Consider the following 16086-nt stretch of genomic DNA (forward strand, 5'->3'; position numbering starts at 1 on the left):
GGACGGACCGCGGAAGCGGATCGAGATCGTCTACCGCGCCACGCTGGCGCGCGCGCGCTTCAATCCCGGGCGGGCGGCCGGCGCCGTCGCCTCGTTCTGTTCCAGCGCCGCCAGCAGATCGGCCTTCACGGCGCCCACCTTGCGGGCCTCGGTCAGCTTCTCGCCATCCGAGGTCTGGACATAGAAGGCGTCGACCGCGCGCTCGCCGTAGCCGTCGATATGGGCCGACTGGATGGAGAGGCCGTTGTCCGCCAGCGTCCGAGCCAGGGCCTGCAACAAGCCGGGCCGGTCGCGGCCCGAGGCCTCGACCACCGTCGCCTCGTCGGACGCCTCGTTGTCGACGGTGACGGCCGGGGCGATGGCGAAGGCGGCGGCGCGGGCCTGCTCGGCGCCCCGTCGCGGCTCGAAGGTCGCGGTTTCGCCCCGAGCGGCGGCCTCCAGCGCATCGGCCAGGCGGCGCAGGGCGCGAGGGTTCTCACAGCCCAACGGCGCCCCGGTGACGTCCTGAACATAGAAAACGTCCAGGGCCTGGCCCTGACGGGAGGTAAAGACCCGGGCGCCGACCACGTTGCCGCCCAGCGACGAGATGGCGAGCGCCAGGTCGGCGAACAGGCCGCGACGGTCCTTGGCGGCGATGACGATCTCGGCGGCGTTCTGGCCGGAACGCACCCGGCCCTCGGCGGCCGCCCCGCCCTGGATGGCGGCGCGCCGGGCCAGGGCGGCGTGCTCCACAAGATCCTCGATCGGAAAGGCGCTGAAATAGGCGTTTTCCATCGCCACGGCCCAGCCCATCGCGGCGGGGTCGGTTTCGATCAACGCGGCGCGAGCGGTCTCGGCGACGCCCTCCTGGTGCCGTTGGACATTGGCGGCGGCCTCGCTGCCGCGCCCGCCCCGGAACACCGCCTCGGTGGCGTTGTAGAGCTCACGCAGAAGCTGACCCTTCCAGCCGTTCCACACGCCCGGCCCCACCGCGCGGATGTCGGCGACGGTGATGACCAGGAGCAAACGGAGGCGCTCGGGATTTTCGACGATCCGGGCGAAGGCCGCGACGGTGCCGGGGTCGGAGACGTCGCGCTTCTGGGCGAAGTCGCTCATCACCAGATGGTTCTCGACCAGCCAGGCGACCAGCTCGACCTTGCTGCGCTCGACGCCCAGGCGCTCGCAGGCGCTGCGGGCGCTGCGGGCGCCGGCCTTCTCCTGGCCGCCCACCCCGCCCTTGCCTGTGTCGTGCAGCAGCATGGCCAGGAACAGGGCCTCGCGATCCTCGATCAGGGGCATGATCGACACGGCCAACGGATGGTCCTCAGCGAGACGGCCGGCGGCGATGTCGCCAATAATGCCGACGGCCCGCAGGGTGTGCTCGTCCACCGTGTACGAGTGGTACATGTTGAACTGCATCTGGGCCACGACGCGGCCGAATTCGGGGATGAAGCGGCCCAGGACGCCCGCGTCGTTCATCAGGGTCAGGGTGCGATAGCTGCGCTTGCCCCTGGCCAGGAGGTCCAAGAACGCCTTGGTCGCTCGCGGATCGCGGCGAACCTTCGAGGTGATCAGCGACAGCTGCCGGGTCACCGCCGTGAAGGCGTCGGGGTGCAGATCCAGATCGCGCTCGTCGGCGATCTTGAACAGGCGGATCAGGTTGACCGGATCGGCCTCGAAGATCTCCGGTCCGTCGATGTTCAGACGCCCGTTGTCCTCATAGAAGCCCTGGACTTCCAGCGCCTTGCGCTTGGGTCGCCCGCCGGGAAGGAAGCGTGAGATGCCCTTGGGCTCGTTCTTGAAGTGCTCGGCCTCCAGCTTGGCCGAGAAGGCGCGCGTCAGGGCTCCGACCTCCTTGGCGATCAGGAAGTAGCGGCGCATGAAGCGCTCGACCGCCGGCGCGTCGCCCCGGTCGCCATAGCCCATGCGGCGAGCGATCTCGGGCTGCAGGTCGAAGGTCAAGCGCTCCTCGGGCCGACCCGTCGTGAAATGCAGATGGGCGCGCACGGCGTGCAGGAAATCGAAGGCCCGGATGAAGGCCTTGGTCTCACGGCCGGAGAAGACCTCCAGCTTGAAGACGTCCTCGGGCCGGTCGACGGGGTGCAGGTACTCGGCGATCCACATCAGGGTATGGAGGTCGCGCAGCCCGCCCTTGCCTTCCTTGACGTTCGGCTCGACCATGTAGCGGCTGGTTCCGGCCCGGGCCTGGCGGTCGTCGCGCTCCTTCAGCTTGGCGGCGACGAACTGGGCGCCCGTGCCCTTCATCACCTCGTCGCGGAAGCGCTTCTTCAGCTCCTCGGCCAGGCGCTCGTCGCCGGTCAGGCGGCGCGCCTCGAGGATCGAGGTGCGGATCGTGAAATCTTCCTTCGACAGCCGCACGCACTCCTCGATGGTGCGCGACGCGTGGCCGACCTTGAAGCCCAGGTCCCACAGCGCATAGAGCATGAACTCGATCACGCTCTCGGCGTGCGGCGTCTGCTTGTAGGGCCGCAGAAACAGCAGATCGATGTCGCTGAACGGCGCCAGGGTGCCGCGGCCATAGCCGCCGACGGCCAGCAGGCACAGGCGCTCGCCCTCGGTGGGATTGCGCGCCCGGAAGACGTGCACCGTGGTGAAGTCGTAAAGCGCGGTGATCACCTCGTCGGTGACACCGCTGATCAGGCGGGCGGTCTCGACGCCGCTCGCCCCGTTCTCCAGCCGCTCCTTGGCGATCATCCGACCGCGAAACAGCGCCTGCTTCAGAATGTCGATGGCGCGCGACCGCTGCTCGGCCTCGTTGCCGATCGAGTCGAGGGCGGCGGCCGACAGGCGCGCCCGAAGGGCGAGACCGTCGACGACGTGTTCCAGGCGGGTGGGGCGGAGGCGACGCGGCATGACGGTTATAGGACTTACCACAGCGTGACAGCCAAAAGTGGGCCGTTTTGGCGACCATCACACGGCCACTAAAGACTCTAGGTCTTGAGCAGACCCTTAAGACGATAGAGCGCTTCCAAGGCCTCGCGCGGGCTCATGCCGTCAATGTCGAGGTCCGACAACGTCTCCTCGACGGCGCTGGGCGCCGCTTTGGCGGGCGCCCCCATGGCGGTGGTGGCCACCGCCTGACTCGCGGCGAACAGCGGCAGGTCGTCCAGCTTGGCCGGCGACTGGTCCTTGCTCTCCAGGCGATCCAGCACCTCGCGGGCCCGGGCCACGACCGGCAGGGGCACCCCCGCCAGCTTGGCGACCTGCACGCCATAGGAGCGGTCGGCGGGTCCGGACGCGGCCTCATGCAGGAAGACGAGGTCGCCGTTCCATTCCTTGGCCCGCAGGGAGAGGTTGGAGACGAAGCTCATCCGCTCCTCCAGCGTCGCCAGCTCGTGATAGTGCGTGGCGAAGAGGGCGCGGCTCCGGTTGACGTCGTGCAGGGCCTCGGCGCAGGCCCAGGCGATCGCCAGGCCGTCATAGGTGGCGGTGCCCCGGCCGATCTCGTCGAGGATCACCAGCGAGCGCGGCCCGGCCTGGGTCAGGATGGCGGCGGTCTCGACCATCTCCATCATGAAGGTCGAACGACCACGCGCCAGATCATCGCCAGCGCCGACGCGGCTGAACAGGCGATCGACGACGCCCAGCCGGAAGCTGGCCGCCGGCACATAGCACCCGGATTGGGCCAGGATCGCCAGCAGGGCGTTCTGGCGCAGGAAGGTCGACTTACCGGCCATGTTAGGGCCGGTGACGATCGACAGACGCGGCCCGCTCTCGCCCGAGGCGTCGAGGCAGCAGTCGTTGGGGGTATAGGGATCCCCGGCGCGCTTGACGGCCGCTTCCACCACCGGGTGGCGCGCGCCCTTGGCGTCGAAGGCGTAGGACGTATCGACGATCGGCCGCACCGCGCCGGCGTCCTCGGCCCATTCGGCCAGAGCGGAAGCCACGTCCAGGCGAGCCAAAGCCTCGGCGGCGATCTGGATGGCGTCGGCCAACATTCGGGCCTGCTCGCGCCAGTCCTCGAAAGCGGCGACCTCCATGGCCAGGGCCCGCTCGGCCGCCTGGGCGATGCGGGCGTCCAGATCGGCCAGCTCCACCGTGGTGAAGCGCACCTGGTTGGCCAGGGTCTGGCGGTGGATGAAGGTCGCGTTCAGCGGCGGCTGGAACAGCGGGTCGGCCTTGCCGGCCGTCGCCTCGACGAAATAGCCGAGCACGCCGTTGTGACGGATCTTCAGCGGCACGCCGCTCTCGGCCATCAGCTGGGCTTCCATGGCCACGATCACCTTGCGGCTGTCGTCGCGCAGACTTCGGGCCTGGTCGAGCTCGGGCCGGACCCCCGCCGCCACGAAGCCCCCGTCGCGGGCCAGGGCCGGCAGGTCCGCGCCCAGGCCCTGTTCCAGGGTGTTCAGGAACCGCGACAGGCCCTCGTGCAGCGAGGGGGTCAGGGCTTTGAGCGCGTGCTCGACCTCGAACGGCGGCGGCGACAGGGGATCGGGCGATCCGCCGGCCATGCCGGCCAGACGCTCGCCGACCTTCAGCGTGTCGCGGATGCAGCCAAGATCACGCGGGCCGCCCCGACCCAGGGCCAGACGCGACAGGGCCCGGGCCATGTCACCGGCGCCCTTGAGCACTTCGCGCAGGCGCAGGCGCAGCTGGCGGTGCTCGACAAACCATTCGACGGCGTCCAGGCGCTGGTCGATGGCGGCGACGTCCAGCAGCGGCCGGGCCAGGCGCGAGGCCAGCATCCGCGCCCCGCCGGCGGTCACGGTGCGGTCGATGGCCGCCAGCAGCGAGCCGTTGCGGTCGCCGGTCTGGGTGCGGTCGATCTCGAGGCTGCCGCGCGTGGCCGGGTCGATGGCCATGACGTCGGCGTCGGCCGCTCGTCGCGGCGCGCGAAGCGCCGGCAGCTTGCCGGCCTGGGTCATTTCCAGGTGGGCGGCGATCAGGCCCAGAGCGCCAACCTCGGCCGGCGTCAGGCCGCCAAAGCCGTCCAGGGTCTCGACGCCATACAGGCGCTTGACGCGGGTCTCGGAGGCTTGCGGCTCGGACAGGGCCGAAGGCATCGGCTGCACCAGGCCGCCGCAGATCTTCAGCGTCTGGGAGAGGCTGTCGTCGGACAGCAGGCGGTCGGCGATCAGGGTCTCGGACGGCGCCAGGGCCGCCAGGATCGGCGCCACGGCCTCTTTGGCCAGGGCGAAGACCTCGACCTCGCCAGTGGACAGCTCGACGGACGCCACGGCCGCCTGCCCGGCGCGCAAGGCCACGGCGGCCAGACGGTTGGCGCCCCGCGCGTCCAGCAGACCGTCCTCGGTCAGGGTGCCCGGCGTGACCACGCGGACGATGTCGCGGCGGACGACGGACTTGGAGCCGCGCTTCTTGGCTTCGGCCGGGTCTTCCATCTGCTCGCAGACAGCGACCTTGAAACCCAGGCGGATCAGCTTGGAGAGATAGGCCTCGGCCGCGTGCTGCGGCACGCCCGCCATCGGGATCGGCTGGCCGTTGTGCGTACCCCGGAACGTCTGGCTGATCCCCAACGCGGCGGCGGCCTTATAAGCGTCGTCGAAGAACAGCTCGTAGAAGTCGCCCATGCGGAAGAAGATCAACGCATCGGGCTGCCGCGCCTTCATCTCGAAGAACTGAGCCATCACCGGCGTCGCGCCAGTGGGGTCGATCTCGTGGGCCGGGGTTGGCGTCGCGTGGGCGTTCATGACGCCGGAAAGTACAGAGCGTCGCGGATGGCGTTAAGAGGCGGCGTTAAGGTTTTCAGGGGACGGAAGGCCACCCATTTCTGAATGAAGGTCTCTCAGCGCCGACGAGGCTTGGGCAGAGCCTTGTCGGTTGCCCTGAGTTCAGTCAGCGCGCGATCCGCCTCTTCCTTCCGCGCCAGCCTGCGCGCCTCGTCGAACCGCTTGTATTCCGCCTTGGCCCGAGCTTCCGCCTGTTCATGGCGGATAGACCCGCCATGGTTCAACACGACACGATTGAGGCTGACCAATTGCTGGTCCAGCAGCTGTGAGGCCTGCTCCATCAGAACCAGACGGCCTATATCCAACTGGTCCTCGAAGATGCTGAGCAGGATGTCCGTCAGCCTGTTGAGCTCCTTTAACTCAATCGGCGTCAGGTAGTTCTTGGCGACAATCGCATCGACCTGCCGGATTTGATCCTTGGGCCAACTTTGGAGTCCCATGTCGGGCGCGCTTGCGTCCGCCCGCTCGCCGAGAACCTCGGACGGCGTGTGGTTGACCACCGCATAGAAGAGCTTGGCTTGAGTCCGCTGATAGAATTGGAGCGCCACCGGTGAGTTAGGCTCGTAGTCCTGGCACATAGCGCAGATCCGGCGAAGCTCGGCGTAGACGTTCGCCTCGGAGGCGCGGATATCGCGGATGATCTCGCGAAGCTCGCGGACGCGATCCTGATCCTCCGGCGCCTTAAGCCGCTCGGCATCGACCACGAAACCGTTGGTGGCGAAGCGGACTAGGACGCCCGTCGCCCATTTGCGAAACAGCGTCGCTTGAGCGGAGCTGACCCGGTAGCCGACCGAGATCACCATATCGAGGCTGTAGAGCGTCCCAGGGCGCCCGGCGCCAATTACTTGCATTTTTTGCAAGTTATCCGCCTCGCTGAGCTCACCCTCCTCAAGGATGTTGGCGACGTGACGATAGATGACGGACGGATCACGCCCGAAGAGCTGCGCCATCTGCGCCTGAGTCATCCAGAGCGCTTCGCCGTCATAGTGGAGCTCCACGCGAACCCCGCGTTCGGTCCCATAAACTAGGAACCGGGCTCCCGTATCAGCGTCCTCGACAAGACGGACAGGCTTGGCGATATCGGACTCGTTGCTCATGTGTCTCGCTCAACAGAACGAGAACAAGAGTAGAACAACTTTCAGGGAACCGCTAGCGCCCTAGTTCCCCGTAACCTCTTCCCAGAACCTCTTCGCCTTGCCGACGAAGTTGGCCGACTTGGGGTTCTGCTTCTCGCCGCAAAGACCGGCCAGTTCGCGCATCAGTTCCTTCTGACGCGCCGACAGGTGGGTCGGGGTCTCGACGAACAGCTCGACCACCAGGTCGCCGCGCTGGCGGCTGCGCAGGGACGGCATCCCCTTGCCCTTCAGGCGGACGGTCTTGCCGGTCTGGGCGCCTTCCGGAACCTGGACCGAGATCTTGCACTCGCCGTCGCAGGCCTCGCCGCCCAGCAGGCAGGGGGCCTCGATCTCGCCGCCCAGGGCGGCCGTGGTCATCGGCACCGGCACGGTGCACAGCAGGTCCAGGCCGTCGCGCTCGAACAGCTCGTGCGGGGTCACCGACAGGAAGATGTAGAGATCGCCGCGCGGGCCGCCGCGCGCGCCGGCGTCGCCCTCACCGGCCAGGCGGATCCGGGCGCCGTCGTCGACGCCGGCCGGGATGCGCACCGACAGGGTGCGCTCGCGCCGCACCTGGCCGTGGCCGTGGCAGTTGGCGCAGGGGTCCAGGATCATGCGGCCCGAGCCGCCGCAGCGGGGGCAGGTGCGCTCGACCGCGAAGAAGCCTTGCGTGGCCCGGACGCGGCCCGCGCCGCCGCACGTGCCGCAGACCGTGGGATTGGTGCCCGGCTTGGCGCCGGAGCCCTCGCAGACCTCGCAGGTCATGGCGGCGGGCACCTGGATCTCGACCTCGGCGCCCGCATAGGCCTGCTCGAGGGAGATCTCCAGATCATAGCGCAGATCCTGGCCGCGCTGGGGTCCGTTCGACTGCCGGCGACCACCGCCGAACATCTCGCCGAACACGTCGCCAAAGACGTCGTTGAAGATGTCGCTGGCGTCGAAACCCTGGCCGCCGAAGCCGCCTTGGCCGCCCTGGCCATTGACCCCGGCATGGCCAAAGCGGTCATAGGCCGCGCGCTTCTGCGGATCGGAGAGGACGCTGTAGGCCTCGTTGATTTCCTTGAACCGGCCGGCGGCGTTTTCGCACCCCCCGTTGCGGTCGGGGTGGTGTTCCATCGCCAGCTTGCGGAACGCGGACTTCAGACCAGCTTCGTCGATGGTCCGGGTCACGCCGAGAATTTCGTAATAGTCGCGCATCGTCAGCGTCTGGCGCCCAAAAGGCCCACGAAAGTGGCGTTGATAGGGGAAGAGGTGGGATAGCGCTCGGCCCGGCGCAAGGCGTCTTCGGGCGTCGAGACAAGAGGTCGCGGCCGCGGAACAAGGCTATCGCGAATGTTCCGCGGCGCGCGCATGGCGGCTTAGTGCGCCGGCTTGTCGTTGTGGTCGACTTCCTCGAACTCGGCGTCGACGACGCCATCGTCCGCGGCGTGGGCTTCACCGCCCTCGGCCGAGCCTTGCTGGGCCGCGTACATCGCTTCGCCCAGCTTCATCGAGGCCTGGATCAGGGCTTGGGTCTTGGCCTGGATGGCCTCGACGTCCTCGCCTTCCAGCGCCGACTTCAGATCGGCGATCCCGGTCTCGATCGCGGTCTTCTCGGCCGCGCCGACCTTGTCGCCGTGCTCGGCCAGGGCCTTCTCGGTCGAGTGCAGGATCGCCTCGCCTTGGTTCTTGGCCTCGACCACCTTCTTCTTCTGCTCGTCCTGAGCCTTGTTGGCCTCGGCTTCCTTGACCATCCGCTCGATGTCCGCGTCCGAAAGGCCGCCGTTGGCCTGGATGCGGATCGAGTGCTCCTTGTTGGTCGCTTTGTCCTTGGCGTGAACCTGGACGATGCCGTTGGCGTCGATGTCGAAGGTAACCTCGATCTGCGGCACGCCGCGCGGCGCCGGCGGAATGCCGACCAGGTCGAACTGACCCAGGATCTTGTTGTCGGCGGCCATCGGGCGTTCGCCCTGGAACACGCGGATCGTCACGGCCGACTGATTGTCGTCGGCTGTCGAGAAGGTCTGCGAGCGCTTGGTCGGGATCGTCGTGTTGCGTTCGATCAACGGGGTGAACACGCCGCCCAGGGTCTCGATGCCCAGGGTCAGCGGGGTCACGTCCAGCAGCAGCACGTCCTTGACGTCGCCTTGCAGCACGCCGGCCTGAACGGCCGCGCCCAGCGCCACGACTTCATCGGGGTTGACGCCCTTGTGGGGCTCGCGGCCGAAGAAGTCCTGAACGGCTTGCTGGACCTTGGGCATGCGCGTCATGCCGCCGACCAGAACGACTTCGTCGATGTCGCTCTTCTTCAGGCCGGCGTCCTTCAGGGCCTGCTCGCACGGACCGATGGTCTTGGCGATCAGGTCGTCCACCAGGGCTTCCAGCTTGGCGCGCGACAGCTTGATGTTCAGGTGCAGCGGACCCGAGGCGTTCATGCTGATGAACGGCAGGTTCACTTCGTACTGAGCGGTCGAGGACAGCTCCTTCTTGGCCTTTTCGGCCTCTTCCTTCAGGCGCTGCAGGGCCAGCTTGTCCTTGCGCAGGTCGACGCCCTGCTCCTTCTTGAACTCGTCGGCCAAGTAGTCGACGATCCGAAGGTCGAAGTCTTCACCGCCCAGGAAGGTGTCGCCGTTGGTCGACTTCACCTCGAAGACGCCGTCGCCGATTTCCAGGATCGACACGTCGAAGGTGCCGCCGCCCAGGTCGTAGACGGCGATCTTCTTGTTGTTGTCCTTGTCCAGGCCATAGGCCAGGGCCGCGGCGGTCGGCTCGTTGATGATCCGCAGGACTTCCAGGCCGGCGATCTTGCCGGCGTCCTTGGTCGCCTGACGCTGGGCGTCGTTGAAGTAGGCCGGAACCGTGATGACCGCCTTGGTCACCGGCTCGCCCAGGTGGGCTTCGGCGGCTTCCTTCATCTTCTGCAGAATGAAGGCCGAGACTTCCTGCGGGCTGTAGTCCTTGCCGTGGGCCTTGACCCAGGCGTCGCCGGTCGGGCCCTTGACGATCTCGTAGGGCACCATGCCCTTGTCCTTCTCGACCACCGGATCGTTGGCGTTGCGGCCGATCAGGCGCTTGATCGCGAACAGGGTGTTGGTCGGGTTGGTCACGGCCTGGCGCTTGGCGGGCTGACCGATCAGGCGCTCGCCGTCTTCCAGGAAGGCCACGACCGACGGCGTGGTCCGAGCGCCCTCGGCGTTCTCGATCACCTTGGGGTTCTTGCCGTCCATGATGGCGACGCACGAGTTCGTGGTGCCAAGGTCGATGCCGATAATCTTGCTCATCTTCGTACCTGTCGCTCCTTTAGGCGGACGGCGGTGACAAGGGCCTTCTCGGAAGCGCCCCGGTTTTTCTCGCTCCGTCCCCAGTGGGGTTCGTACTCTAGTGGTTGATCCAAATCCTGTTCGCCCGGCGAAAACCGAGCGGGCAGAATGCGTTGTTCGAAGTTGACGAACCCGTCAACCCCGCTTCGCAGCGGATATGGGGGATAGCCGCGACGGTGCAAGGCCATAACCCCTCGCGGCGAGGGGGAATCTGGGCTGGCGGCGACGAAAAAAGGCCGCGCCTCGCGGGCGCGGCCTTTGATATCGCGGGAAGATCCCCGAACGGCCGAGGATCAGCCGTTCTTGGCCACCCAGGCGGTGATCGCCGGCAGACGCTGCTGGCGAATCTTGGCGCGGTTCAGCACCCCGGCCGCGGCCTTTTCGGCTTCCTTGCGCGAGCCCTCGGCCAGGTTGGCCGCGGCATAGGCCTTGATCTTGTCGGCCATGGCGGGGTTCGACGAGCTGGCGCCCAGACCCGGGATGAACCGGGTGCGGGAGCTGGAGTCGACCTTCTCGTTGACGGCGTCCTTGTGGGCCACGGCCCAGTCGAACGTCATGTCCGGGTGGTTGCGCGCCACGCCCGAGATCATCGAGCTGGACAGGGTTTCGCCCGGCTCCGGCGTCAGGGCTAGGTCCAGCGCCTTCTGAGCCAGGGTCTCGTCCTCGGCCGAGGCCAACAGCGAGTAGAGCTGGTTGCGGATCAGCGGGGTCTTCTCGGCCTGGGCCTGAGCGCGGATCGCGTCCCAGGTCGCGGCGTCGGCGTGCTTGGCCACCACGGAGGTGATGGTCCGGCGCAGCGGTCCGGGCAGGGCCGACGGATCGGTCTTGGAAGCGTTGAAGCGTCGGGTGGCCTCGGCGACGACGTCCGGATCGCCCAGCCCGCCCAGCACGCCGATCAGGTCGTTACGCAGGATGGCGATATTGTCGGCCTCGCCGGGCTTGGCGGTCCAGCCGACCTTGGCCAGCAGCGGCCGCAGGCGGGCGATGGCGAACTTGCGGAACGCCGCCCGCTCGGCCGGCTGACCTTCATAGTAGCCGTCGATCCCCAGGAAGGTGCCCGCCATCCGCGACAGCACCAGCGGATCGGCGTCCGCCGGGACCATCTTGCTGATGTCGAGGAAGTCGGTGGCGGGCTGGTAGCCGGCCAGGCCCATCGACCACGAGTCGGTCATCAAGCCCAGTTGGTCGATCGCCGGCAGCTTGGCGAAGTTGGCGGCGATCTTCCCGAAGCGCTCGGGACCATATTGGGTGCGGAAATAGCCGGCCTGGCCGGCATTGACCACGACCGGGCCACAGCCCGCCACCGTGACCGAGCCCTTGCCGCCGACGACCAGGGTCTTGGCCTCGCCGCCGCCCAGGGCCTTGACCGTCACTGGCACGCGCCAGGCCAGCGGCTTCTTGTCCTGATGATCGCGGCTGAATTCGCCCTGCGTGAAGGTCAGGGTCGTCTTGCCCGCCGCGCAGGTCGCGCCCGTCACCGTGATCAGCGGCACGCCCGGCTGCAGGGTGAAGTCGTGGGCGATGGCCTTGATCGGCTTCTTGGCCGAGGCCTCGACGGCGCTCCACAGGTCGTCGCTGACCGTGTTGCCGTGATTGTGCTTCTTCATGTAGGCGCGCACGCCGTCGCGCCAGGCGTCATGACCGACATAGCTTTCCAGCATGCGGATGACCGCCTCGCCCTTCTGGTAGGTGATGGTGTCGAACGCCTGGCTCGCCTGCTCGACCGTCGCGACGTGCTGGACCACCGGGTGGGTGGTGGCCAGGCTGTCGACGCTCATCGCCGCCTCGCGGCCACCGACGGCCTCCAGGGCGCCGTTCCATTCGGGGTGGAAGTGTTCGGTCGCCCGACCCTCCATCCACGAGGCGAAGCCCTCGTTCAGCCAAAGGTCGTCCCACCAGGCCATGGTGACCAGGTCGCCGAACCACTGGTGGGCCATTTCGTGGGCCACGGTGGTGAAGACGTTCTGCTTGTCGGTCTCGGTCGAGATCTTCGGATCCAGCAGCAGGGCGTATTCAAAGTAGAAGATCGCGCCCCAGTTCTCCATGGCGCTGAAGAACTGGCTGCGGCCGGGGGCGGCGATGTTGTCCAGCACCGGAAGCGGATAGGGCGTTCCGAAATAGTCGTTGTACCAGGGCAGGATCTCGGCGGCCGACTTCAGCGCGAACTGGGCCTTGGGGATGTCGCCCTTCTTGGTGACGACGCCGACATCGGCGCCGCCGGCCTTGACCGAGGCGCGGTCGAAGTCGCCGAGGCCGAAGAACAGCAGATAGGTCGACATCTTCGGCGACGTCGCGAACTTGACCACCGTCTTGCCGTTGCCCAGATCCTTGGACGAAGCGATCGGCATGTTGTTCAGGGCCATCTGGCCGGTGGGGATCGTCGCCTCGACGCTATAGGTGGCCTTGTAGAACGGCTCGTCCCACGAAGGAATGAAGCGACGGGCGTCCGAGTTCTCGAACTGGGTGTAGATCGCTCGCTTCTTGCCGGCCTCGGTCTCGTAATCGAGGGCGAACAGGCCGGCGGCCTGCTTGTAGATCTTGCCCGCGTAATCGATCGCCAGGACATACTTGCCCTTGGCCAGCGGCTTGTCGAACGTGAAGCTGGCGGTCTGGGCGTCGGCGTCGACCTTCACCTTCGCCTGGCCCACGCCGGCGATGGACACCTTGTCGAACGTCAGGTCGGCGGCTTGCAGGGTGACGGTGGCGGTCGGCTCGACCACCTCGATCGCGATCTTCACCTGAGCCGTGAAGGTCAGCTTGTCGAGGTCGGGCGTAAAGGCCAGATCATAGTGCGACGGGCGGACGTTGCGCGGCAGCTGGCTCGTCACCGAGGCGAAGGTGGCGCCTGGCGTACCGGCGGCGGCCGCGCTCGCGACGGGCTTGGCCTTCGCGGCGGCGGCTTTCGCGGCCGGAGCGGCGGAAACGCTCCCGGCGGCGAACAACATCACGGCGACGGCCGCGGAAGACATGAGACGACGCATGTTCGGTCCTAATGTGGAAAATTCGTCCGGCCCCCTCAGCCGGACGCGCAAACCAACACCGTCTGACAAAATGTCGCGCGTTAAATTTCAGTAATGTTTCGATCGCTCGAGATAACACCCGGTTTCGACCTGTGGCCCGGCCTGCTGGACCTTCCCGCGCAACGGGATCTGGTCGAGGCCGTCATGGCGGCCGCCGAACGCGCGCCCTTCGCCCAATATGAAACGGCTTATGGCAAGGCGATGAGCGTGGCCATGACCGCCTTCGGCCCGCTGGGCTGGACCAGCGACGGCGCCGGCTACCGCTATGCCGACCGCCATCCCGGAACCGGCGGGGTCTGGCCGGACATGCCCCAGGCGCTGCTCGATCTCTGGGCGAAACTGGGCGATCCGGAGACACCCCCGGACTCATGCCTGATCAATCTCTATCGCGGCGACGCGCGCATGGGCTTGCACCAGGACCGCGACGAGGCCGATCCGCGCTTTCCGGTGCTGTCGATCTCGCTGGGCGACACGGCGGTGTTCCGGATCGGCGGGACATCGCGTAAGGACCCGACGCGCTCCCTACGCCTGTCCTCGGGCGACGTCTGCCGGCTGTCGGGTCCGGCGCGGCTGGCCTTCCACGGCGTGGACCGCATCCTGCCGGGTTCGTCGAGCCTGGTCCCCGGCGGCGGCCGGATCAATCTGACGCTTCGTCGGGCGCGGCGCGTGGCCTGACGCCATCGCCCCTTGAGCCATAAAAGGAAAAAGGCCGCCCCTTCCGGAGCGGCCATTTCCGTTCGAACCCTTTGAAAACCTGGACCCGGCTCAACCCCGCAGCTTGCGCGTCAGGGTCTCCAGGTCTTGGCTCAACGCGCTGTCCTCGGCGCGCAGGGCTTCGATGCGGCGCACGGCGTGCAGCACCGTCGTGTGGTCGCGGCCCCCAAAGCGGCGGCCGATGTCCGGCAGCGAACGCGTGGTCAGTTGCTTGGCCAACCACATGGCGGCTTGGCGCGGGCGGGCCACGGCGCGGTTACGGCGTTCGCTGAGCAGGTCGGCCTGCTTCATGCCGTAGTGCTCGGCGGTCGCCTTCTGGATGTCGTCGATGGTGATGCGCTTCTCGCCCGAACGCAGGTGCGGGCGCAGGATGGCCTGGACCTCGTCCAGGGTCAGGCGCGACAGGCCCTCGCCCGCGCGGGCCGACAGGGTGTTCAGCGCGCCTTCCAGCTCGCGGACGCTGTCGGTGAAGCGGTCGGCCAGGAACTGCATCGCCTCGGGACGCATGGTCGGCTCGAAGCCTTGCGCGGCCGAAAGGGTCTGGATCTTCCGTTCCAGAATGCCCAGGCGCAGGTTTCGGTCGGCCGGCTCCAGGCCGCAGACCAGACCCGCCGACAGGTGCGAGCGCAGGTGGGCGTCCATCTCGGTCATGGCCGACGGCGGGCGGTCGGCCGAGAAAACCACGCGGCCGCCTTCGCCCACCAGGGCGGTCAGGGTGTGGAACAGCTCTTCTTGGGTCGACTGCTTGCCGGCCACGAAATGCACGTCGTCGATGATCAGCAGGTCGGCGGCGCGCAGCTCTTCCTTGAAGGCCGCCGTCTGACGATCCATCACGGCGCGCACGAAGGTCGACAGGAAGCGCTCGGCGGTCAGATAGACCACGCGCTTTTCCGGCGCGTTGCGCATGGCTTCCCAGGCCAGGGCGTTCAGCAGGTGGGTTTTGCCGAAGCCGTAGGGGCCATGGAACAGCACGGGGTTGAAGTGACCGTCGGCCCAGTTGGCGATCCGGCGCGCCACGGCGTGGGCGAACTCGTTGGCCGGGCCGGGCACGAAGGTCTCGAAGGTGAAGCGCTCTTGCAGGCCCTGGGTGCGCGGGGACTTGGCGCCGGTCGGGGCCAGCGCGGGGGCGTCGCTGGAAACGGGCAGGACGATCTCGATGGGCTCCGGAGTCGGCGCGGCCTTGGGCGCGGCCTCGACATAGGCGCCCGCCGCCCCTTCCCGGGAGGCCTCGAACTCAAGACGCGACTTCAGGTCGATACGGCGACCCATGGCGTCGTTGGCGGCCCACAGCTCGCCGATCCGGCGCCAGGCGCTGCGACGGATCCAGTCGCGAGCGATGCCCGTGGGGGTCACGACGACGACATCACCGGTCGCGGCCTCGCGCAACGCCGCGGGCGCGATCCACGACCCGAAAGCCGCGTCGCCCAGCTCGCGTTTCAAAGCCACGCAAACCTTCGACCATACGCCCGGCGCCGGCTCGCAAGCCGTCGCGATCGTCGCCGAGAAGTCCTGACTGGCCACCCCGCCCTTCATCGTCATTCGTCCACCGCCTCGTACAAAAAAACGAACCGCCGCATACACATCAGCCGCCGCCCCCCATGGCGCTCGGCCGGTTTCCTCAACGCACACAGGTTCTTACCCGGCGAACACGATCGGTCCGCCGCCGCCTTGTTTTTTCCAAGACTGGAGAAGCGTTGAGACGCTTAAACTAGCCAGCGGCCCCCGCCGGTCAAACGGAAAACTTGCGTCCGATCGCGGATATTTCTGTTGACTCGCGAGCGCCCCTCGCCCCGCAAGGGAATAGCGCCGCCGACTACTCAGATCACAGATTGCAACGACAGCGCTAAGACCTTTGATCCAAAGCAAAAGCCGGTCGAGCGCGCTCAACCGGCTTTTTTAAATACTTGAAAAGGTTGGACGAACAGCGTTCGTCCAAAATCTGGACTAGGCGGCGGCCTTATCCAGCTTCTTCAGGCGCGCCGCCAGGCGGGACACTTTGCGCGAGCCCGTATTGGGGTGAACCACGCCCTTCGAGACCGCGCGCATCAGCTCCGATTGAGCTTCCACGAAAGCGGCCTTGGCGACGGCGACGTCACCCTTGGCGATGGCGTCTTCGAACTTACGCAGGAACGTGCGCACGCGCGAACGGCGAGCGGTGTTGACTTCGGTGCGACGAGCGATCTTGCGGATCGCTTTCTTGGCGCCGGGATTATTGGCCATGCGGTAGGACCTTCAAACGGACAGCCCGCGG

At 67.4% G+C, this 16086-nt stretch carries 9 protein-coding genes; 1 reads left to right on the forward strand and 8 read right to left on the reverse strand.

The genetic code is table 11. The features are described 5' to 3' along the window. Positions 1 to 30: 30 nt before the first annotated feature. From OR37_RS06830 to OR37_RS06855, 6 genes are all read right to left on the reverse strand, one after another. Complete coding sequence (locus OR37_RS06830; RefSeq protein ID WP_004617398.1) at positions 31 to 2853, reverse strand: [protein-PII] uridylyltransferase; 2823 nt, start codon at positions 2851 to 2853, stop codon at positions 31 to 33. Between the two features lie 77 nt (positions 2854 to 2930). After that, on the reverse strand, positions 2931 to 5648 hold the full coding sequence (mutS, locus tag OR37_RS06835) for a DNA mismatch repair protein MutS (RefSeq protein ID WP_004617399.1): 2718 nt from the start codon (positions 5646 to 5648) through the stop codon (positions 2931 to 2933). Positions 5649 to 5743: 95 nt separating this feature from the next. Beyond that, a complete protein-coding gene (rhuM, locus tag OR37_RS06840) occupies positions 5744 to 6784 on the reverse strand; it encodes a RhuM family protein (RefSeq protein WP_004617400.1) in 1041 nt (346 codons plus the stop codon). A 60-nt stretch (positions 6785 to 6844) separates the two neighbouring features. After that, complete coding sequence (dnaJ, locus tag OR37_RS06845) at positions 6845 to 7999, reverse strand: molecular chaperone DnaJ (RefSeq protein ID WP_004617402.1); 1155 nt, start codon at positions 7997 to 7999, stop codon at positions 6845 to 6847. Positions 8000 to 8160: 161 nt separating this feature from the next. Next, positions 8161 to 10062, reverse strand: a complete 1902-nt coding sequence (dnaK, locus tag OR37_RS06850; RefSeq protein WP_004617404.1) for a molecular chaperone DnaK — start codon at positions 10060 to 10062, stop codon at positions 8161 to 8163. Between the two features lie 332 nt (positions 10063 to 10394). Further along, positions 10395 to 13082, reverse strand: coding sequence for a M1 family metallopeptidase (locus OR37_RS06855; protein ID WP_004617405.1), 2688 nt, complete (start codon positions 13080 to 13082; stop codon positions 10395 to 10397). A gap of 93 nt (positions 13083 to 13175) precedes the next feature. Here OR37_RS06855 and OR37_RS06860 point away from each other — a divergent pair, with 93 nt between their 5' ends. Continuing rightward, on the forward strand, positions 13176 to 13796 hold the full coding sequence (locus OR37_RS06860; protein WP_035017049.1) for an alpha-ketoglutarate-dependent dioxygenase AlkB: 621 nt from the start codon (positions 13176 to 13178) through the stop codon (positions 13794 to 13796). A gap of 90 nt (positions 13797 to 13886) precedes the next feature. Here the strand turns inward: OR37_RS06860 and dnaA are convergent, their stop codons facing one another. Together dnaA and rpsT are read right to left on the reverse strand one after the other, a co-directional pair. Further along, complete coding sequence (gene dnaA / locus OR37_RS06865; protein ID WP_004617407.1) at positions 13887 to 15374, reverse strand: chromosomal replication initiator protein DnaA; 1488 nt, start codon at positions 15372 to 15374, stop codon at positions 13887 to 13889. A 405-nt stretch (positions 15375 to 15779) separates the two neighbouring features. Then, positions 15780 to 16055 carry a 30S ribosomal protein S20 gene (gene rpsT / locus OR37_RS06870; protein ID WP_004617408.1) on the reverse strand — a complete coding sequence of 92 codons (276 nt, stop codon included), beginning with the start codon at positions 16053 to 16055 and terminating at the stop codon, positions 15780 to 15782. Positions 16056 to 16086: the final 31 nt, after the last annotated feature.

This window comes from Caulobacter vibrioides OR37, from assembly GCF_000372645.1.
Classification (GTDB): domain Bacteria; phylum Pseudomonadota; class Alphaproteobacteria; order Caulobacterales; family Caulobacteraceae; genus Caulobacter; species Caulobacter vibrioides_E.